At 62.0% G+C, this 18,089-nt stretch carries 22 protein-coding genes and 1 pseudogene; 10 read left to right on the forward strand and 13 right to left on the reverse strand.

The annotated features are described in order from the left end of the window. Window positions 1-125: 125 nt before the first annotated feature. Entirely contained in the window at window positions 126-392 is a 267-nt protein-coding gene (locus tag EB235_RS10865; protein WP_080680826.1) for a hypothetical protein, read from the reverse strand. Between the two features lie 94 nt (window positions 393-486). On the opposite strand from EB235_RS10865, the gene EB235_RS10870 reads away from it, so the two are divergent. Further along, the gene (locus EB235_RS10870) at window positions 487-648 is read left to right on the forward strand and encodes a hypothetical protein (RefSeq protein WP_080681044.1); all 162 of its coding nucleotides are present in this window, start codon (window positions 487-489) and stop codon (window positions 646-648) included. A 150-nt stretch (window positions 649-798) separates the two neighbouring features. On the opposite strand, the gene EB235_RS10875 is transcribed toward EB235_RS10870, so the two are convergent. Then, a complete protein-coding gene (locus EB235_RS10875) occupies window positions 799-1,170 on the reverse strand; it encodes a hypothetical protein (protein WP_027030980.1) in 372 nt (123 codons plus the stop codon). A gap of 269 nt (window positions 1,171-1,439) precedes the next feature. Here EB235_RS10875 and EB235_RS10880 point away from each other — a divergent pair, with 269 nt between their 5' ends. Next, window positions 1,440-1,742, forward strand: coding sequence for a DUF982 domain-containing protein (locus EB235_RS10880; RefSeq protein ID WP_027030979.1), 303 nt, complete (start codon window positions 1,440-1,442; stop codon window positions 1,740-1,742). A 147-nt stretch (window positions 1,743-1,889) separates the two neighbouring features. Here the strand turns inward: EB235_RS10880 and EB235_RS10885 are convergent, their stop codons facing one another. Further along, entirely contained in the window at window positions 1,890-2,105 is a 216-nt protein-coding gene (locus EB235_RS10885) for a hypothetical protein (RefSeq protein ID WP_027030978.1), read from the reverse strand. A 146-nt stretch (window positions 2,106-2,251) separates the two neighbouring features. Beyond that, window positions 2,252-2,488 (reverse strand): DUF6894 family protein, encoded by a 237-nt coding sequence (locus tag EB235_RS10890; RefSeq protein ID WP_027030977.1) that lies wholly within the window; start codon window positions 2,486-2,488, stop codon window positions 2,252-2,254. Window positions 2,489-2,708: 220 nt separating this feature from the next. Between EB235_RS10890 and EB235_RS10895 the strand changes: the two genes are divergently transcribed. After that, a complete protein-coding gene (locus tag EB235_RS10895; protein WP_027030976.1) occupies window positions 2,709-3,428 on the forward strand; it encodes a Crp/Fnr family transcriptional regulator in 720 nt (239 codons plus the stop codon). A 39-nt stretch (window positions 3,429-3,467) separates the two neighbouring features. On the opposite strand, the gene EB235_RS10900 is transcribed toward EB235_RS10895, so the two are convergent. Continuing rightward, window positions 3,468-3,965: a ferritin-like domain-containing protein gene (locus tag EB235_RS10900; RefSeq protein ID WP_027030975.1), complete on the reverse strand. Its 498-nt coding sequence runs from the start codon at window positions 3,963-3,965 to the stop codon at window positions 3,468-3,470. Between the two features lie 396 nt (window positions 3,966-4,361). Between EB235_RS10900 and kdpF the strand changes: the two genes are divergently transcribed. From kdpF to EB235_RS10935, 7 genes are read left to right on the forward strand one after another with little or no spacing between them, the layout of a single operon-like run. Further along, window positions 4,362-4,451 carry a K(+)-transporting ATPase subunit F gene (gene kdpF / locus EB235_RS10905; protein ID WP_032918612.1) on the forward strand — a complete coding sequence of 30 codons (90 nt, stop codon included), beginning with the start codon at window positions 4,362-4,364 and terminating at the stop codon, window positions 4,449-4,451. 31 nt (window positions 4,452-4,482) lie between these two features. Beyond that, window positions 4,483-6,186, forward strand: coding sequence for a potassium-transporting ATPase subunit KdpA (gene kdpA, locus EB235_RS10910; RefSeq protein WP_027030974.1), 1,704 nt, complete (start codon window positions 4,483-4,485; stop codon window positions 6,184-6,186). A 7-nt stretch (window positions 6,187-6,193) separates the two neighbouring features. Next, on the forward strand, window positions 6,194-6,409 hold the full coding sequence (locus tag EB235_RS10915; protein WP_027030973.1) for a hypothetical protein: 216 nt from the start codon (window positions 6,194-6,196) through the stop codon (window positions 6,407-6,409). After that, entirely contained in the window at window positions 6,406-8,499 is a 2,094-nt protein-coding gene (gene kdpB / locus EB235_RS10920; RefSeq protein ID WP_027030972.1) for a potassium-transporting ATPase subunit KdpB, read from the forward strand. Before EB235_RS10915 ends, kdpB begins: the two co-directional genes overlap by 4 nt. Window positions 8,500-8,511: 12 nt before the next feature. Further along, complete coding sequence (kdpC, locus tag EB235_RS10925; RefSeq protein ID WP_027030971.1) at window positions 8,512-9,075, forward strand: potassium-transporting ATPase subunit KdpC; 564 nt, start codon at window positions 8,512-8,514, stop codon at window positions 9,073-9,075. Window positions 9,076-9,132: 57 nt separating this feature from the next. Further along, window positions 9,133-11,868 (forward strand): sensor histidine kinase, encoded by a 2,736-nt coding sequence (locus EB235_RS10930; RefSeq protein WP_027030970.1) that lies wholly within the window; start codon window positions 9,133-9,135, stop codon window positions 11,866-11,868. Continuing rightward, window positions 11,865-12,554 (forward strand): response regulator transcription factor, encoded by a 690-nt coding sequence (locus EB235_RS10935; RefSeq protein WP_027030969.1) that lies wholly within the window; start codon window positions 11,865-11,867, stop codon window positions 12,552-12,554. Before EB235_RS10930 ends, EB235_RS10935 begins: the two co-directional genes overlap by 4 nt. A gap of 23 nt (window positions 12,555-12,577) precedes the next feature. Here EB235_RS10935 and EB235_RS10940 read toward each other — a convergent pair whose 3' ends face one another. From EB235_RS10940 to EB235_RS10975, 8 genes and pseudogenes are all read right to left on the reverse strand, one after another. Then, window positions 12,578-14,014 carry an MFS transporter gene (locus tag EB235_RS10940; RefSeq protein WP_027030968.1) on the reverse strand — a complete coding sequence of 479 codons (1,437 nt, stop codon included), beginning with the start codon at window positions 14,012-14,014 and terminating at the stop codon, window positions 12,578-12,580. A gap of 200 nt (window positions 14,015-14,214) precedes the next feature. Next, window positions 14,215-14,697, reverse strand: a complete 483-nt coding sequence (locus tag EB235_RS10945; protein ID WP_027030967.1) for a DUF992 domain-containing protein — start codon at window positions 14,695-14,697, stop codon at window positions 14,215-14,217. Between the two features lie 86 nt (window positions 14,698-14,783). Further along, a complete protein-coding gene (locus EB235_RS10950) occupies window positions 14,784-15,260 on the reverse strand; it encodes a DUF992 domain-containing protein (RefSeq protein ID WP_027030966.1) in 477 nt (158 codons plus the stop codon). 205 nt (window positions 15,261-15,465) lie between these two features. Then, window positions 15,466-16,308, reverse strand: coding sequence for a tetratricopeptide repeat protein (locus EB235_RS10955; RefSeq protein WP_027030965.1), 843 nt, complete (start codon window positions 16,306-16,308; stop codon window positions 15,466-15,468). Between the two features lie 138 nt (window positions 16,309-16,446). Continuing rightward, a complete protein-coding gene (gene rpsU / locus EB235_RS10960; protein ID WP_023671138.1) occupies window positions 16,447-16,725 on the reverse strand; it encodes a 30S ribosomal protein S21 in 279 nt (92 codons plus the stop codon). Window positions 16,726-16,901: 176 nt separating this feature from the next. Beyond that, window positions 16,902-17,288: an SET domain-containing protein gene (locus EB235_RS10965; protein ID WP_027030964.1), complete on the reverse strand. Its 387-nt coding sequence runs from the start codon at window positions 17,286-17,288 to the stop codon at window positions 16,902-16,904. A 126-nt stretch (window positions 17,289-17,414) separates the two neighbouring features. Next, a pseudogene (locus tag EB235_RS10970) lies at window positions 17,415-17,591 on the reverse strand (SDR family oxidoreductase); the annotation flags it as partial. Window positions 17,592-17,624: 33 nt separating this feature from the next. Next, window positions 17,625-17,993: a YrdB family protein gene (locus tag EB235_RS10975; protein WP_027030963.1), complete on the reverse strand. Its 369-nt coding sequence runs from the start codon at window positions 17,991-17,993 to the stop codon at window positions 17,625-17,627. Between the last annotated feature and the right edge of the window lie 96 nt (window positions 17,994-18,089).

The following is an 18,089-nucleotide window of genomic DNA, read 5'->3' on the forward strand; positions in this document are numbered from 1 at the left end:
CAATATGGCTGTCGCTCTCTCCGCCAATTTTCATTAAAATCACTAGAACGGCGTGCCGCGGGATATCCGGCGCGCCGGCGTTTGCAATAGGCATGGCCAGTGAACAGGTGGGTCTCTTCCACGCGTCAGGAATTCTGAGTCTTCTTAAGCTCTTGAATTTCCTCAAGCAGGTTTTTGACCAGTAATCCATAAACCTGCGTCAATTCCGCTGGCGTTAGTTCGACCCTGATGTCGTACTGGCCGGAATATGTGGCCTGCAGGCTGGCGGTTCCGAACAGCGTCGTCGTACCATCGCGAATATCGGTGGCCACGATCAGATTCTGTATGGGCTGGTCCAGCAGAATGACGCCAGCTTCTCCGGGGTGGTTGTGAGTTGTGGTTCTGATCCTCATGTCGGCCTCCTGCTCGGATCTCCTCATTCCCAAAGATATAGCACGCGGAACAAACCTTCGGGTCACGGGGTTTCTCTCGTCGGAGGAGACGCTCATGCTTCGTTGGCTGGTCCGAATTGGTGCCTTGTTCGTCGCCTATAAATTTGGCGAAGAAGTTGGTCGCGCACAGGCTCGTGTCGATTTACGGGCACCGTTGGATTACGAGCGCTTGCCGGCGGATCGGCAACGGGATGATTTTGGCATCGAGCCGTTCTGATAATCTAAGCGCCGCTCTACTGGGCGGCGATGGCCTCCGGCATCGGCGTGCTGCTGATCCGCGTCAGCAGCCATGGTTGGTGGACCGGGCATCTGATGTAGTCCGACAGCGCATCATCTCGACAGGACTAAGAGCGTCCAAGGCAGACGTCTACCGGTAACTATCTCGGTCCTTGGCCTTCTCGGCCTGGCAATCAACCTTGCTCAGAGCCGCCTTACGGTAGGCGCCTTCAAACACGCGGATAGCCCTCTCGAATTTAGCTGGATTAGGTGCCAAGTGTTTATCGAGCCCGTGGTACAAAAGGATGGACACAGCCATCATGGCTTTTCCACTTTCGCTTGGGCTCAGCGCCGGGCACCTTTTCAATACACCATAGATCTTACCTAAAATTTCTGCAGCCCGATGCAATTTGCCATCTGCCATACGTGCCAAGTAATTGATGTTTTTCTCTTCCTGTCCGGCTGAAGCAGCCGAAATTGTGAAGCAGATGGCGGCGATGACGGTTACTACAATTCGATTCAAGCGTTTCTACCCCTCTTCTTATAGTCAAATTGCTGTTAGCAATCACCATTATCATAGATTAGCCTAATATTCAAAAGCCCGCCAACCGGCACGTGCACACTCGCAAAACCGCGCGGTTCAATTAGCATACGCTGAAACAGTTCCGGAACATTTCACCGAGAAACGCTGGCCTCGTGGAACCTCCTGGCCCGCCGCGCGTTTCACGGCGTCCCGTCCGTGGACCAGCCCGGATATCTCTCCTGGCGCTGCGATAATCAGGAGCCTGCTTCATGCACGACAAGCTGTTTCATTCACCGGTCGCACTCACCGTCGGCCTGGGCTTCAAGCGCGAGATTGCCTCGCTGGCCGAAATGCACGATTTCCTGACCAATTGGACGACCGCGCGGCGTGGTCCGCTCTACCGCAACGCGGTGAAGGCATGCGATCTCGCTATTCCGGGCTACGTCACGACAGAGCAAGCGCGCCAGGCGCTGGTCGAATTCGCGCAGGCTTCGGGCATCTTGTGGCCGGACCTCGAGCCGGCCGTGGGCGTCCACGCCGTTGCCCGTGGCTACGGCGGCTACGCCGCCTGAGAATTGATGCCTCCTCACCCCATCGTGATGACCAGCTCTACAGCGGCCACCACAGAAAGCCCGGCTCTCCCGAGCCGGGCTTTCATCTTAAGCCACCTGCAAAAAATGCCCGGCGTTTCGGCCAAGGCGGATGACGTGATCAGTTGATCATCTGCTTTGCGGGCTGGCTCGAGCTGTCGAACGCTGGTTCCCGCGCAGCTTGCTGGAGTTCGCCGGGGCTTCATCGTTCGGTTGCGCGGCGAGGCGCAGTGCTCTCAGCTTCGCTGTCTTTTCTTCGCGGGCCTTGCGCTCGGCATCAATCACGATCTGCGATTCACGCTTGGCGCGTTCGTCCCGGTGCGTATCGACTTTCGCGCGGGTCATGGGCTTCACTCCATCTTTTGTCGCGCCGGTTTCACCAGCGCCCGCTTTGGCCTTCCTACCGCCGCGCAGGATGCAGCGCGGGAGCAAGGCCTGCTATTACAAATGATGGTTCGGAAATCTTATCCGCGATGCCCCGTAGTGGATCGTCAGTCGCACCACCCCGAAGACACGACGAGCGAGGCCTCAAAGATCTGGCGCCCGTCCTCGTCGCGTACCTTGACGGTGATCGCGGTGTGGTCGTTTTCGATGATCTCGTCGCGGACGATGTCGGGCAGGATGCGGATCGCTTCGCGCCGCATGCGTTCGCGCGTTTCGAAGACCTGGCCGTCATCATCGACCGTCAGACCGTCGCCATTGTAGAGGTCAAGAAAATATCGAGGCATGGTGGGCTGGACCTCAAACTGATGAAATGGCGAGATATTCAACCGACAATTCGCGGGCCGGGCAGTTGTTCCACCAACGGTGGCATTTGCCGTGGAACAAGCGGGTCCAACAAATGTTAATGCCCATGAGCAGCCAAGGGCCTAGTTCATGCAAAGCCGCCTTGCTTCCGACAGAAACACTTGGGGGTCGGCCCCTGAAGCCCTTTCGCCGGAGGTTGCCGTGCTTGAATCGCTTTATCTGAACTTGGGTCAGCACGACGCGCTGTCCGACGCCGAGAAAGCGCTGCTGGCCGGCGCCATGACCTTCGAGCGGCATTTCGCCACCGGCCAGGACATCGTTGCATCGGGATCGCGGCCGACCTACTCGACATTGATTCTCGACGGACTGGCGGCGCGCTACAAGGTGCTGGAGAATGGCGGCCGGCAGTTCACTTCACTGCAGGTGCCCGGCGACTTCGTCGATCTCCACGCCTTCCTGCTGAAGACCATGGATCACGGCATTGTCGCTTTGTCGCCCTGTCATGTCATGTTCGCCGATCACGGCCGGCTTCGCGCCATCACCGAGCAGGCGCCGCATCTGACCCGGCTGCTGTGGCTGGACACGCTGGTCGATGGCGCCATCCACCGCGAATGGATCGTCGCCATGGGGCGGCGCTCCAAGACCTCGCATCTGGCCCATCTCGTCTGTGAGCTTTTCGTGCGCTTGCAGGTGGTGCAGCGGACCAACGCCATGAGCTTCCATCTGCCGCTCTCGCAAGCCGAAATGGCCGACGTCCTCGGCCTGTCGGTGGTGCACATGAACCGTGTCATCGGCGCCTTGCGCAAGGTCGGCGTCGTCAGCTGGGCAAACCACACGGTGACAATTCTCGACTGGCACAAGCTCCAAGAGATAGCAGAGTTCGACCCAACCTATCTCAGCATGATGCGGGAGCCACGTTAGGTATTCCTGACGCGGCCCCCTGATCCCGTGCGTGAAGACTTACGCCGCTTCGGCCGCGACGTTGACAGCCGACTCCGCGATCGTGGTCAGCGCCTGGTCCGTAGCTTTCTCTTCCTTCAGCGTGGCTTCGAGAAGTGCCACAGCCTCATTCAGGCCGAGTTCGCCGGCCCATGTCCTGAGCGTGCCGTACCGCGAGATTTCATAGTGTTCGACGGCTTGCGCGGCGGCGAGCAGGCCTGCATCGAGCGCGGGCGAACCCTTGTACTCTTCCATGATCTCGGCACCTTCCTCGGTGATGCCCATGATGGCCGCACAGGTCTTGCCCACCGGCTTCTTGCCGATGACGCCAAAAACCTTCTCCAGTCTCGCGACATGGCCTTCGGTTTCGGTGCGGTGCTTTTCGAAAGCGGCCTTCAGCTCGGCGCTTTGCGCGGCCTTGGCCATTTTCGGCAGCGTCGCCAATATCTTCTTTTCGGCGAAATAGATGTCCTTCAGCGTGTCGTGAAACAGGTCGTCGAGCATTTTCTGTTTTGCCATCGTCATCTCCTTTAGGTGGTCCCTCAGGTCGACAATCTCGCATGGAAAGATTTGTTCCGGTGGCTCGGCCAATGAGCGACCACCGAGGAGCCGTCCGGCAAAATCTTTATAAAATTCCTATTTCTTTCCACCCCGCGCCGTCTCGAACCTTTATGGCGATCGGGTCCATATTCTCCAGGGAACAGGCAGCTCGGTTACGATGATCTATCGTGACGGAGTGGTTCCATATGGATTTCGGCCTGCTAACTGCAGGCTTGCAATGCAAAGCGCAAATAAAACGAAGATAAGGAACATGTACGATGGATATCGTCGTTCTCGGGTTAGAGATTTTTTTTTTCGTCCTCTCTATCGCCTACATCAAAGTCTGCGACATTCTTTAAGCCGGAGGATCGCAAAATGCTTCTCGACTATATCCTCGGCGGCGGCGTGACTCTGTTCCTGCTCGCCTACCTGACATACGCCCTCGTTCGCCCAGAACGCTTCTGACGGCAACAGCAAGGCACGGAAAGCTACAGCCATGACTCTCTACGGATGGATACAGATCCTCGCCTACTGCGTGGTCGTCGTTCTGCTGGTGAAGCCGCTCGGCGGCTATATGTACCGCGTTTTCAACGGCGATCGCACATTTCTCTCGCCAATCCTTGGGCCCGTCGAACGGGCCCTTTATCGCATTTCGGGAACCAGCGAGCGCGAGGAACAGCACTGGACCGCCTATGCGGCAGGCATCATGTTCTTCAGCCTGGCCAGCTTCCTGGCGCTCTATACCTTGCAGCGCCTGCAGGGCGTCCTGCCCTACAATCCGGCCGGCATGCCCGCCGTTGAGCAGAACCTCGCCTTCAACACCGCCGTCAGCTTCGTGACCAACACCAACTGGCAGAACTATGGCGGCGAAAGCACGATGTCCTACCTCGTGCAGATGGCCGGTCTGACCGTGCAGAATTTCATGTCCGCAGCGGTCGGCGTCGCCATCGCGGTGGCGCTGATCCGCGGCTTCGCCCGGCATTCGGTCAAGTCGATCGGCAATTTCTGGGTCGATATCACCCGCTGCACACTCTACATCGTGTTGCCGCTCTCCATCGTGCTCACGCTTGTCTATGTCTGGCTCGGCATGCCGCAGACGCTCGGCCCCTATGTCGACGCCACCACGCTCGAAGGCGCCAAGCAGACCATCGCTCTCGGCCCGGTCGCTTCGCAGGTCGCCATCAAGATGCTGGGCACCAATGGCGGCGGCTTCTTCAACGCCAATGCCGCGCATCCTTTCGAAAACCCCGACGCGATCTCCAACTTCATCCAGATGGTCACGATCTTCGCGCTCGGTGCTTCGCTGACCAACGTCTTCGGTCGCATGGTCGGCAACCAGCGCCAGGGCTGGGCGATCCTGGCCTCGATGGGCGTGCTGTTCATCGCCGGCGTCGCCATCTGTTACTGGTCGGAAGCATCAGGCAATCCGCTTGTCCACGCGCTCGGCATCGACGGCGGCAACATGGAAGGCAAGGAGACCCGCTTCGGCATCTCGCTCTCGGCATTGTTCGCGGTCATCACCACGGCTGCGTCGTGCGGCGCTGTCAACGCGATGCATGACTCGTTCACCGCGCTGGGCGGCCTGATCCCGATGGTCAACATGCAGCTTGGCGAAGTCATCGTCGGCGGCGTTGGCGCCGGCTTCTACGGCATCATCATGTTCATCGTCGTTGCCGTCTTTGTCGCCGGCCTGATGGTTGGCCGCACGCCCGAATATCTCGGCAAGAAGATCGAGGCCAAGGAGGTCAAGATGGCGATGCTCGCCATCCTCTGCCTGCCGCTGGCGATGCTGATCTTCACAGCGATCGCGGTCGTGCTGCCAAGCGCCGTGGCCTCGATGGCCAATGGCGGTCCGCACGGCTTCTCCGAAGTTCTCTATGCCTACACTTCGGCGGCGGCGAACAACGGCTCGGCCTTTGGTGGTCTTTCCGGCAACACGCCCTGGTACAACATCACGCTCGGTATCACCATGTGGATGGGTCGCTTCTTCGTTATCATTCCAGCGCTTGCCATCGCCGGCTCGCTGGCGACGAAGAAGACGGTGCCTGCTTCCGCAGGTACCTTCCCGACCGATGGTCCGCTGTTCGTCGGCCTGCTGGTCGGCGTCATCCTGATCGTCGTCGGCCTGACCTTCTTCCCGGCGCTGGCGATCGGACCGATCGTCGAACACCTGGCCATGATCCATGGGCAGACCTTCTGATACCGCCATGTCCTGGTTCAAAAACATGCGACGCAACGTTGAGCATCGGACCGACCGGGAGGGGGAGACAATCCCCCCTCCTTTCCCGACCGTATCCACCTTCCTCGGCATTGCGGCAGTCATGATCGTGATCTGGCTGCTGGTCTATGGGCCGCCGCATCTTCCTTCGGCATCCGATCGATCGGTGCCTGCCAACATTTCAGATACTGGAGCCAACAAATGAGCCAGTCCAAATCCGCGAGCATCCTGGATGCCGCCATCTTGTGGCCCGCCATCGGCGGCGCCTTCAGGAAATTGAATCCGCGCACCCTGATCAAGAACCCGGTGATGTTCGTCGTCGCCGTCGTCTCGGCGCTGACCACCGTCCTGTTTGTCAGGGATCTGATCACCGGTGGCGGCGATTTCAAGTTCACGCTGCAGATCATCATCTGGCTGTGGTTCACCGTGCTGTTCGCCAATTTCGCCGAAGCGGTCGCCGAAGGCCGTGGCAAGGCCCAGGCCGACTCGCTGCGCAAGGCGCGCACCGAGACCCAGGCCAAGCTTTTGGCCGGCGAGGACAGGACCAAGTTCAAGCTGGTGCCCGGCACCAGCCTGAAGGTCGGTGACATCGTGCTGGTCGAGGCCGGAGACATCATCCCGTCGGACGGCGAAGTGATCGAAGGCGTCGCCTCGGTCAACGAGGCGGCGATCACCGGTGAGTCGGCCCCCGTCATCCGCGAATCCGGCGGCGACCGCTCGGCTGTCACCGGCGGTACGCAGGTGCTGTCCGACTGGATCCGCGTGCGCATCACGGCCGCCTCCGGCCACACCTTCCTCGACCGCATGATCTCGCTGGTCGAAGGTGCCGAACGCCAGAAGACGCCGAACGAGATCGCGCTCAACATCCTGCTGGTCGGCATGACGCTGATCTTCGTGCTGGCCACGGCGACGATCCCGAGCTTTGCCTCCTATTCGGGCGGCTATATCTCGGTCACCGTGCTGGTCGCGCTGTTCGTCACCCTGATCCCGACCACGATCGGCGCACTGCTGTCGGCGATCGGCATTGCCGGCATGGACCGCCTGGTGCGCTTCAACGTGCTGGCCATGTCGGGCCGTGCCGTCGAGGCGGCCGGCGACGTCGACACGCTGCTGCTCGACAAGACCGGCACGATCACGCTCGGCAACCGCCAGGCGACGGAATTCCGTCCGGTCAAGGGCGTCACCGAACAGGAACTGGCCGACGCGGCGCAACTCGCCTCGCTCGCCGACGAAACGCCCGAAGGCCGCTCGATCGTCGTCCTGGCCAAGGAGAAATACGGTATCCGCGCCCGCGACATGGCAACTCTGCACGCAACGTTTGTTCCCTTCACCGCGCAGACCCGCATGAGTGGTGTCGACGTCGACGGCTCGTCGGTGCGCAAGGGCGCGGTCGATTCCGTGCTTGCCCATGTCAACCAGTCGACGGTTGCCGCCCACGGCACGCGTCCAAGCAGCGATTCCGTCAAGGATCTCCAGGCGGTCGCCGACGAGATCGCCAAGTCGGGCGGCACGCCGCTGGCAGTCGAGCGTGACGGGCGCCTGCTCGGCGTCGTCCATCTCAAGGACATCGTCAAGGGCGGCATCAGCGAGCGCTTCACGGAACTGCGCCGCATGGGCATCCGCACGGTGATGATCACCGGCGACAATCCGCTGACGGCGGCCGCGATCGCGGCGGAAGCCGGCGTCGACGACTTCCTCGCCCAGGCGACGCCCGAGGACAAGCTGAAGCTGATCCGCGACGAACAGGCCAAGGGCAAGCTGGTCGCCATGTGCGGCGATGGCACCAACGATGCGCCAGCCCTTGCGCAGGCCGATGTCGGCGTCGCCATGAACACCGGCACGGTTGCCGCGCGCGAAGCCGGCAACATGATCGATCTCGACAGCGATCCGACCAAGCTCATCGAGATCGTCGAGATCGGCAAGGCCCTGCTGATGACGCGCGGCTCGCTGACGACCTTCTCGATCGCCAACGACGTGGCCAAGTACTTCGCCATCATCCCGGCCATGTTCGCCGTCTTCTACGTCGCGCCGGGACAAACCACTGGCCCGCTGCAGGCGCTCAACATCATGCATCTGGCGACGCCGGAGAGCGCCATCCTGTCGGCCATCATCTTCAACGCGCTGATCATCATCGCGCTGATCCCGCTGTCGCTGAAAGGCGTCAAATATCGTGCGATCGGCGCCGGCGCGCTGCTCAGCCGCAACCTGCTGGTCTACGGCCTCGGCGGCATCATCGTCCCCTTCGTCGGCATCAAGGCGATCGACATGGTCGTCACCGCCCTCGGCCTCGCTTAAGGAAACAGATCCATGCTCACCCAGATAAGACCCGCGATCATCATGATCGTCTTCTTCACGGTCCTGACCGGCCTGATCTATCCGATCGGCATGACCGGCATCGCCCAGGCGCTGTTTCCGCACCAGGCCAATGGCAGCCTGATCGTGAAGGACAAAACCGTCATCGGCTCCGAGCTGATCGGCCAGGCCTTCGCCAGCGACAAGTATTTCCATGGTAGGCCTTCCGCGGCCGGCAATGGTTACGACTCCACGGCCTCCAGCGGCTCCAATCTCGGCCCGACCAATCCGAAGCTGATCGACCGCATCAAGGGTGATGCCGAGAAGCTGAAGGCGGAGAACCCGAACGCAGCGGTGCCGATGGACATGGTGACAACGTCGGGCAGCGGCCTCGATCCGCATGTCAGCCCGGAAGCGGCTTATTTCCAGGTTCCGCGCGTCGCCAAGGCCAGGGGTATCGACGAAGCCAAGGTCAAGGCGCTTGTCGACGGCCAGGTCGAAGGCAGGGAGCTTGGCTTCATGGGAGAGCCGGTGGTCAACGTGCTGGCTCTCAACCTGGCGCTGGACGCCGCTAAATAGTTGATGGCGAGGACCGGGGATCGACAGTATCCCCGGACCTCTCCATGATCGATCCTGATGCCGGAAGACAGAAGCAACGAAAACAGGCCTTCCCCCGACGCGCTGCTCGAGCATGCCGAGCGGGAGGGGCGCGGCCGTCTGCGGATATTCCTTGGCGCGGCGCCCGGTGTCGGGAAGACCTACGAAATGCTGATGTCGGGCCGTGCCAGGCTGGCTGATGGCGTCGATGTGGTGATCGGCGTCGTCGAGACGCATGGGCGCAAGGAAACCCAGGCTCTGGTCGAGGGCTATGAAATCATTCCCCGCCGCAAGGTCGACTACAAGGGGCGCATGCTCGACGAGATGGATATCGACGCCATCATTGCCCGGTGCCCGGCGCTGGTCCTCGTCGACGAACTCGCCCACACCAACGCGCCCGGCAGCCGCCATCCCAAGCGCTACCTCGACGTCCAGGAAATCCTGACGCAAGGCATCGATGTCTATACGACGCTCAACGTCCAGCACGTCGAAAGCCTGAACGATGTCGTGGCCCAGATCACCAAGGTCAGGGTCCGCGAGACGGTTCCAGACTCCGTCATCGACCAGGCCGACGATGTCGAGATCATCGATCTCACCCCCGACGACCTGATCAAGCGGCTAGAGGAAGGCAAGGTCTACTTCCCCAACACCGCGCAGCGCGCCATCGAGAATTATTTTTCGCCCGGCAACCTGACGGCGCTCAGGGAATTGGCGCTGCGCCGCACCGCGCAGCGCGTCGACGAGCAGTTGCTCAATCACATGCAGTCCCATGCCATCCAGGGCCCCTGGGCGGCTGGGGAAAGGGTCCTCGTCTGCCTCGATGCGCGCCCGGGCGGCGCGGCCCGCATCCGCTATGCGCGCAGGCTGGCCGACCGGCTGCGTGCCCCGTGGACGGCACTGCATGTCGACAGTCCCCGCTCGGCCAGCATGCCCGAGGAGGACAAGGACCGGCTCGCAAACAATCTGCGCCTCGCCCAGCAGCTTGGTGCCGAGGTGACGACCATTCCGGGTCAGAATGTGGCACAGGATATCGTGCGCTATGCGACGGCGAACAATTTCACTCATATCGTGGTCGGCCGGCCGACCCGCTCGCGCTGGCGCGAATTGATCGAGGGATCGCTGACCTATGATCTGATCCGCAACGCTGGCGACATCAGCGTCCATGTCATTTCGGGAACCGAACGCAGCACCGAGGCGACGTCGAGGAACGTCAGGACCGCGGACGAGCAGACGCCATTCCAGATCTGGCCCTATCTCCTGGCCACGGCCTATGTCGCCGGCTCGCTCGCCTTCGCCGTCCTGCTCGACCAGTTTCTCGATGTTCGCAACCTCGCGATCATCTTCCTTATCGGGGTGCTGGCGTCGGCGGTGACCGGTGGTCTATGGCCGGCTCTGTACGCCTGTCTCGCCAGCGCCCTTGCCTTCAACTATTTCTTCCTGGAGCCGCGCTACACGCTGACGATCCGGGATCCGGAGAGCATCGTCGCGCTCGGCGTGTTCCTGGTCGTCGCCGTCATCGCCAGCAATCTGACGGTGCGCGTGCAGCGCCAGGCCGTCGCTGCCCGCTCACGGGCAAGGGCCACGGAGGATATCTACCTCTTCTCCAAGAAGCTCGCCGGTGCCGGCACGCTCGACGACGTTTTGTGGGCCACCGCTTTCCAGATCGCCTCGATGCTGAAGCTGCGGGTGGTGTTGCTTCTGCCCGAAGACGGCACCATCACCGTCAAGGCCGGCTATCCGCCTGATGACACGCTGGCCGAGGCCGACATCGCCGCTGCCCGCTGGGCCTGGGAGCATAACCGCGCCGCGGGGCGCGGCGCAGACACGCTGCCTGGCGCCAAGCGCCTCTATCTTCCGTTGCGGACAGGGCGCACTGCAATCGGTGTCGTCGGCCTCGACAATGACAAGCAAGGCCCGCTGCTGACGCCGGAACAGCAGCGCCTGCTCGACGCGCTGGCCGACCAGGCAGCGGTCGCCATCGAACGCATCCAGCTGGTAGCCGATGTCGACCGGGCCAAGCTCCTGGCCGAGGCGGACCGGCTGCGCTCGGCGCTGCTGACCTCCATCTCGCACGATCTGAAGACGCCGCTCGCCGCCATCATGGGCGCGGCCGGCACGCTGCGGGAATTCGCGCCGGCACTTCCCGAAGAGGACCGGGCGGAGCTGCTGACGACCGTGCTTGATGAATCCGAGCGGCTGAACCGTTTCATCGCCAACCTGCTCGACATGACCAAGATCGAGTCCGGCGCAATGGAGCCGAATTTCGCTTTCCACTATGTCGGCGACATCGTCGGCTCAGCCTTGCAGAGGGCCAGGAAAATCATCGGCGAGCACAAGACGGAGGTGGATATCCCCTCGGATTTGCCGATGTTGAAAGTCGATCCCGTCCTGTTCGAGCAGGCGCTGTTCAACCTCCTCGACAATGCCGCGAAATACGCGCCGGCAGGCTCGACGATCCGCGTGCAGGGCTGGACCGACAATGATTCCGTCATCCTGCAGATCATGGACGAGGGGCGGGGCATTCCCCCCGGTGACCTGGAACGGATTTTCGACACGTTCTACCGGGTGCGCAAGCGCGACCAGGTTCGCGCCGGCACCGGGCTCGGCCTGTCTATCTGCCGCGGTTTCATCGAGGCGATGGGCGGTACGATCACAGCGGCAAACCGAACAGACCGTTCGGGCGCGGTTTTCACCATCAAGATGCCGAAGCCGACGAACCCGCCCGATTTCGGCTCCACCACGACGGACGACAATGATGTGGGTGATTTGGCATGACGAACGCGAATGTCAGGATACTGGTCGTCGATGACGAGCCACCGATCCGCAAACTGCTTCGGGTCGGCCTCGGCAGCCAGGGTTATGCGGTCAGCGAGGCGCCGAACGCCAAGGCGGCGATCGAGCTGATGGACGAGGAAAAGCCGGATCTGGTGCTGCTTGATCTCGGCCTGCCTGGCATGAGCGGCCATGAGCTTCTGCGCAAATGGCGTGACGACGGCCTCGACATTCCCGTCGTCATTCTCTCCAGCCGCACCGACGAGGCCGGCATTGTCCAGGCCCTGGAACTCGGTGCCGACGATTATGTCACCAAGCCGTTCGGTATGAACGAACTGGTGGCGCGCATCCGCGTGGCGCTGCGGCACAAGTTCCAGCAACAGGGCGAAAAGCCTGTATTCCAGAGCGGCGACCTCAGCGTCGATCTGGTCAAACGCATCGTCAAGGTCGAAGGCAAGGAGATAAAACTCTCGCCGAAGGAATACGACATATTGCGCATCCTGGTGCAGCATGCCGGCAAGGTGCTGACCCACCACTTCATCCTGAAGCAGATCTGGGGCGACTCGACCGATGTGCAGTATCTCAGGGTCTATGTGAGGCAGCTCAGGCAGAAGATCGAGAAGACCCCCGACCAGCCGCACCACATCACCACCGAGACCGGTGTCGGCTATCGACTGCGGGTCGACTGAGGCAACTCCTGACTGAACCTGTGTCAGCCAATGGCTTCCACGGGCCGGTTTGAAGCCGCGGATGCCCGTAAGGCCGCCAGGCAACCGAGGATGCCGAGCGGCACGAAGGCGAGGAACAGCCAGCTCGCGACATTGGCAGCCGCGTCGTGGTTCAACCCTTGCGAGAAACCGCTGGCATTGGCGACGATGCCGGCAAGCGCGGCACCCACGGCATAGCCGATGCGCTGCATGGTCGGCACCGCGGCCGAGGCGATGGTCTGTTCGTTGTCGGGCGCGGAGGCGACGATGACGCGCGCCAGGAACGGCCAGGCGATGCCGAAGCCGCCGCCCTGCAACAAGGCGCAGAACAGGATCAGCGGGATCGAGCCAAGGGGTATCGTATAAGCAAAGCCGGCAATGCCCGCCGCGATCATCAGCGCGCCGACGACAATGATCAGCCGCTCACGCTGCGGCGGCGCGTTGGCGACGAGGATCGACAGGATCGACCAGGCGATCGATTCGGCGGCGATGATGTAGCCGGTGGTCAAAAGCGGAATGTCGTGGAGGCTGGTCAAAAGCAGCGGCCCGTAGACGCCGAAGGAGACGGTCGCAACCGAAAAGGCGGCGACCATGGTCATGCCGGCGCCGACTGGCGTGCGCCACGAGAACAGCCGCGACGGGAACAGCCGCGAGCGCGGCTTCAGCCCGTCGATGGCGAAGAACAGCGCCAGGCCGGCGAGGCCAAGCACGATCAGCAGGGAGGAACGCAGCGGCGCGATATCGACGCCGGCCAAGGCGATCAGCACCACGGCGACCGCGAGGCAGGCAAGGGCTGCAAACGGGAAGGGCGGCACCTTGGCGGCGCTGGGGACCGGTCGCGTTGCCTCTGGCGTGTTGAGCACGATGAAGCTGGACAGCGCCATGGCCGTGCCGCCGAGAGTGAAGACCCCGAAGGCCCAGCGCCATGACAAAAGCTCAGTCATGATCGCGCCCAGCATCGGGCCGCTGAAGGCGGCGACGCCCCAGATCGCCGACATGATGCCGAAAAGCTGCGGCCAGATGGCGCGCGAAAACAGCCGCTCGACCGAGACGTAGGCCAGCGACACCAGCGCGCCGCCGCCAAGCCCCTCGACCAGGCGGCCGGCAAGGAACAGTTGCATGGAGGGCGAGGTGGCGCAGATCAATGCCCCGGTGGCATAGAGCAGGGCGGCGACCACCATGTTGGTGCGCAGCGCCACGTAGCTCACCAGCCGTCCGGCCGCCGCACCTGCGACGATGGCGCCGAGCTCATAGACCGCCAGAGACCAGCCGACGAGCTGCACCCCGGCCATTTCACCGACCATGGCCGGCATGACGGTCGCCACCATCGTCTCATTGGTGGCGTGCAGCAGGATGCCGAGGCTGATGAAGCAGAAGCGTGCCAGGTCGCCGCTCGCCCACAAAGCGCGCCAGTCGACCCTGTTTGTACCGATTTCAGACATGTCCACCCCTGCCTTGCATATCCCGACGCTGTCGCATGGCACCAGAAGCCAGCGAGGCTTTCCGGCAGGACCATGCGCGCCGAGATCAAGATGTTGCTTCAGTGGAGCAGGCTTGTAGGACCTCAACCGCAGTTGAGCTCAAGCGGTTTTTGACAATTTTTTACGGCCTTCAGCTGCGATTGGCCGTCGTCGTTACGCGATCAGTTCTCGGTGCTGCGCAACTGGAACTGGCTGACGCCGATGGCGAGATTGATGCCGGTCTGCGTCTGCAGGCTGAGCGGCTGGAGCGTAAACGCCTGCGAGGAGCCGCCGACCAGGAGATTGGCGCCGGCGCCGACGGCCGCCGTCACTTCGGCGCTGGCGCCGATATAGTCGCCCGCCAGTGCGCCCGGCGCGTAGATGTTCTTCAGCGGCGTCAGCACCAGCCACTGCATCACCGTCTGCTTGGTGGTGCCGATGTCGAGGCCATATTTGTTGACGGCGCCGAAATAGGCTTCGGGCGCGAAGCTCTTGTCGGCCGGGGTGAAGGTGCAGCTCAGATCCTTGCTCGAGCCGAAGATGAAGCCGGTGCCGCCTGCTATGGCGCATTCAAGCCTGCCGAGTTCGACACCCCGGTCCTGCGCCTGTGCTGCGCCGGAAAGCGCGGTTGCAATCACGGCAGCGGCAATGGCTGTCTTCGGCATACTGTTCCCCTCAAAATCAAACGGCGCGGAACCAGTCTATCTGGTTCCGCGCCGCAGAGTAGAGGGGAGCGCATGGCTCCATGCAATCACTTGAACGAGTGGATCAACTCAAGCGAGGTCACGGCCACGGCGAGGTTGACGCCGGTCTGCGCCTGGACGCTGAGCGGCTCCAGCATGAAGGCGCTGTCGAAGCCACCCACCAGCAGATTGGCGCCGCCGCCGGTGACGACGCTCGCCTCGGCGTTGACGCCATAATAACTGCCGGCGAGATCGCCTGCGTCACGGTCGCGGGTCGCGGCAAAAACCGCCCAGATCAACTGGCCCTGATGCGTCTGGCCAACGTCGAGGCCGACCTTGGAGATGACGCCGGTGTAAACCTCGGACGGTCCATGGTGATAGGGACGGAAGACGCAGGACACGCCCTTGTTGGAGGCAACGATGTAAGCAGTGCCGCCATCGATGGTGCAGTCGAGCGTGCCGAGCTGCAGCTTGCCGGCGCTGGCCGGAGCGACGGCGAATACCATCGTGGCGAGGGCAGCGGCACAGGCGAGTTTCTTGATCATGGGAGGGTCCTTTCGCAAATAACTTCGAATAACGGTTCGAGTGCCCAGACCGTTCCGTCGAAAACTTGGCGTGAACAAGGCAAGCGTTAACAGCTTGTTGCTGGGGTTAACGCGCGGTAGCCGGACTGCGTCTTTTTGGACACGCAGAGGACGGCGCATTTGGATGCCCCGCGCTTTTGCGCAGGGCAGTTGGCGAAATCGGAGATCAGCTGACGCGGGCGAGGCCATCCTTGGCCGGCTGGTAGCTGGGGTTGAGGCGCACGGCTTCGCGATAGGATTTCGCTGCCTTGGCCTTGTCGCCACGCCGCTCGTAGATCAGCGCCTGGTTGGCCCAGGCCTCGGCGTTCTGGCCGTCGAGCTTGATGGCCATATTGAAGTCGGAGAAGGCATTGTCCTCGTCGCCCGTCGCCAGGTAGGAGAGGCCACGGCCGTTGTAGGGCTCGGCCGCGTCCGGCGCCAGCGAGATGGCGGTCGAGAAATCCTCGATGGCGAATTTGTGCTGGCCCTGGCTCTGATAGATCAGGCCGCGATTGTGGTAGGCGCGGGCGTCGGTCGTATCGAGCTGGATCGCCTTCTGGAAGTCGTTGAAGGCATCCTGGGTGCGGCCTGCCTTGCGGTAGAGATTACCACGGCCGATATAGGCAGCGTCATAATTGCCGTTGATCTGGATCGACTTGTTGTAGTCGTCGAGCGCGGCGGGCTGATTGCCGAGGAAGCGCTGGATGAGTGCGCGGTTGGAATAGGCCTGGTAGAAATTCGGATTGAGCTGGATGGCCTGGTTGAAATCCTTGAGCGCTGCCTGGTACTGGCCGCCCCGGCCATAGGCCGAGCCGCGCACATTGTAGCCTTCGGGATCCTGGGGATTGCGCTGGATGACCGCCGACAGCGAGGAGATGTTCTCGCTCGACCCTTGCGCCTTGTCGATGTTGTTGAATTCGCCAGCCGGGCCTGATGTCTGGCAACCGGCAAGCACCAGTCCGGAAAGCAGGGCCGCTGCCAGGGCGAAACCACGCAATGCGGTCCCGCGCTCCACGCTTGTTGCGTTCATGTCTGCCCTGTCCTCACTTGCGCCGTCATTCGGGTCCGGATCCCCCCTCCGGGCCGGGTCACAATCAAAACAAAAAGGTGGCGGCGATTCCGCATCGCGCCACCTCTAATATCCTTCGAAAAGGACGAAAAATAGGCGTTAGAACCGCGGCGGACGCGGAGCACCACCAGGACCACCGGCGGCGCCAGCAGCAACCGGGCGCGGCGTCATCGGCAGCAGGCCTTCGCGCTGGGCGCGCTTGCGGGCCAGCTTGCGGGCGCGGCGAACGGCCTCGGCCTTTTCACGGGCGCGCTTTTCGGAAGGCTTCTCGTAGTGACCGCGCATCTTCATTTCGCGGAAAATGCCTTCGCGCTGCATCTTCTTCTTGAGCGCGCGAAGCGCCTGATCAACGTTATTGTCGCGGACGAGTACCTGCACGGGCAATCCTGTCTTTCGGGTTTGATATCAACAGGCAAGCGACCATAGCCACTTGCCTCCGCGGCGGTCGACACCACGAATTGTGGCGGCTGATAGCAGAATCAAGCCGCGCTGTCCACAGTCGAAATGCAGGACAACAGCCAAATTGCCACGGTCACCCCGAGATAGGGCGCCAACTAGGCCGTGGCCAGGTGCAGCCGTTCGAAATCCTCGAAGAACTCGCCGTAGTCGCAGGTGATCTCTTCACCGGCGGCGATGTCGCGGGTCGCTGTTGCCCCACCATACTGCGAAAAATCGGTATTTGGCGTCGCCGAATGGTTCATGAAGCGGCCATTGTCGACCTCATAGACCATGAAACCCGGCCGATCGGGGCTCGGATAGGCATAGCGGTCGAGCAATTCCTTCAGAGGCTGGGGTGCGGCCTCATATTTGTCCTTCGGGATCAGCCGGTCGAAATCCGGGTCAAGCCGCCAGATCGAGGCGCCTTTCTGGATTGGCTCGGCGGCGAACATGCCGACGCCCTCGATTGCGCTCTGGGCGACATAGGTTCGGATCAGCATCATGGTTCCAGGACCTGTTTTGGCAAGAAGACCCGTTTCAACAAAACGGAATCGCCAAATCGCACCGAAAAAGCAAGTCCGGCAGGCTGCGTCAAAGCGACGAACCAGCCTGTTCGCCGCAAAAATTCTTCACGTCCGGTTGATCGAGACGCCGCCATCGGCAAACAGCGCGGTTCCGGTGGTGAAGCTCGAGGCGTCGGAGGCAAGATAAAGCGCCGAGCGGGCGATCTCTTCCGGCTGCGCCATGCGCTTCAAGGCATGGATGCCTTCGACGAAGGCGCGCGCTTCGGGCGTGGTCGTCGTCGCGCCGGGCGCCTGCGAAGGCCGCTTCGATCCAGGCTATTGCCTCACCAGCCAACCGAGGCGATCGAGCGAAAATGCGTAGCTGATGGCGATAAGCACGGCGATGATGACGCCCGTAGTAGAATGACCGGCCACATAGAATCCGGCCGCGCCGCCAAACAGGATGACGAGTTCGAGCACCAGACGCACTATGCCGGGCACGGGAACTGGCGCACGACCCGAGCGGCTCGGGTCATTGAGCACAGCGAAGGTTCCCCAGAGTGCCGCCGCGATGAGTGGTACGGCCAGCGCGACAATCCAGCGCCACACGCCACCGGAGAGACTCCAGCCGGCGACGCCGAGACCGAGCAAGGCGGCAAGTTCCAGCAGGAAGCGCAACGTCAGATTCCACCAGGCATTGCCCATAGCCGTCCTCCAGAATTTCGCGACAGGCAATGTGGCTGAAGGCTCTCATGGGAGCCAGCCTAAGTGTGTCCTTTTCCACCGCGGCGCAAAACGGCA

Source organism: Mesorhizobium loti R88b, assembly GCF_013170845.1.
GTDB classification, from domain to species: Bacteria; Pseudomonadota; Alphaproteobacteria; order Rhizobiales; family Rhizobiaceae; genus Mesorhizobium; species Mesorhizobium loti_B.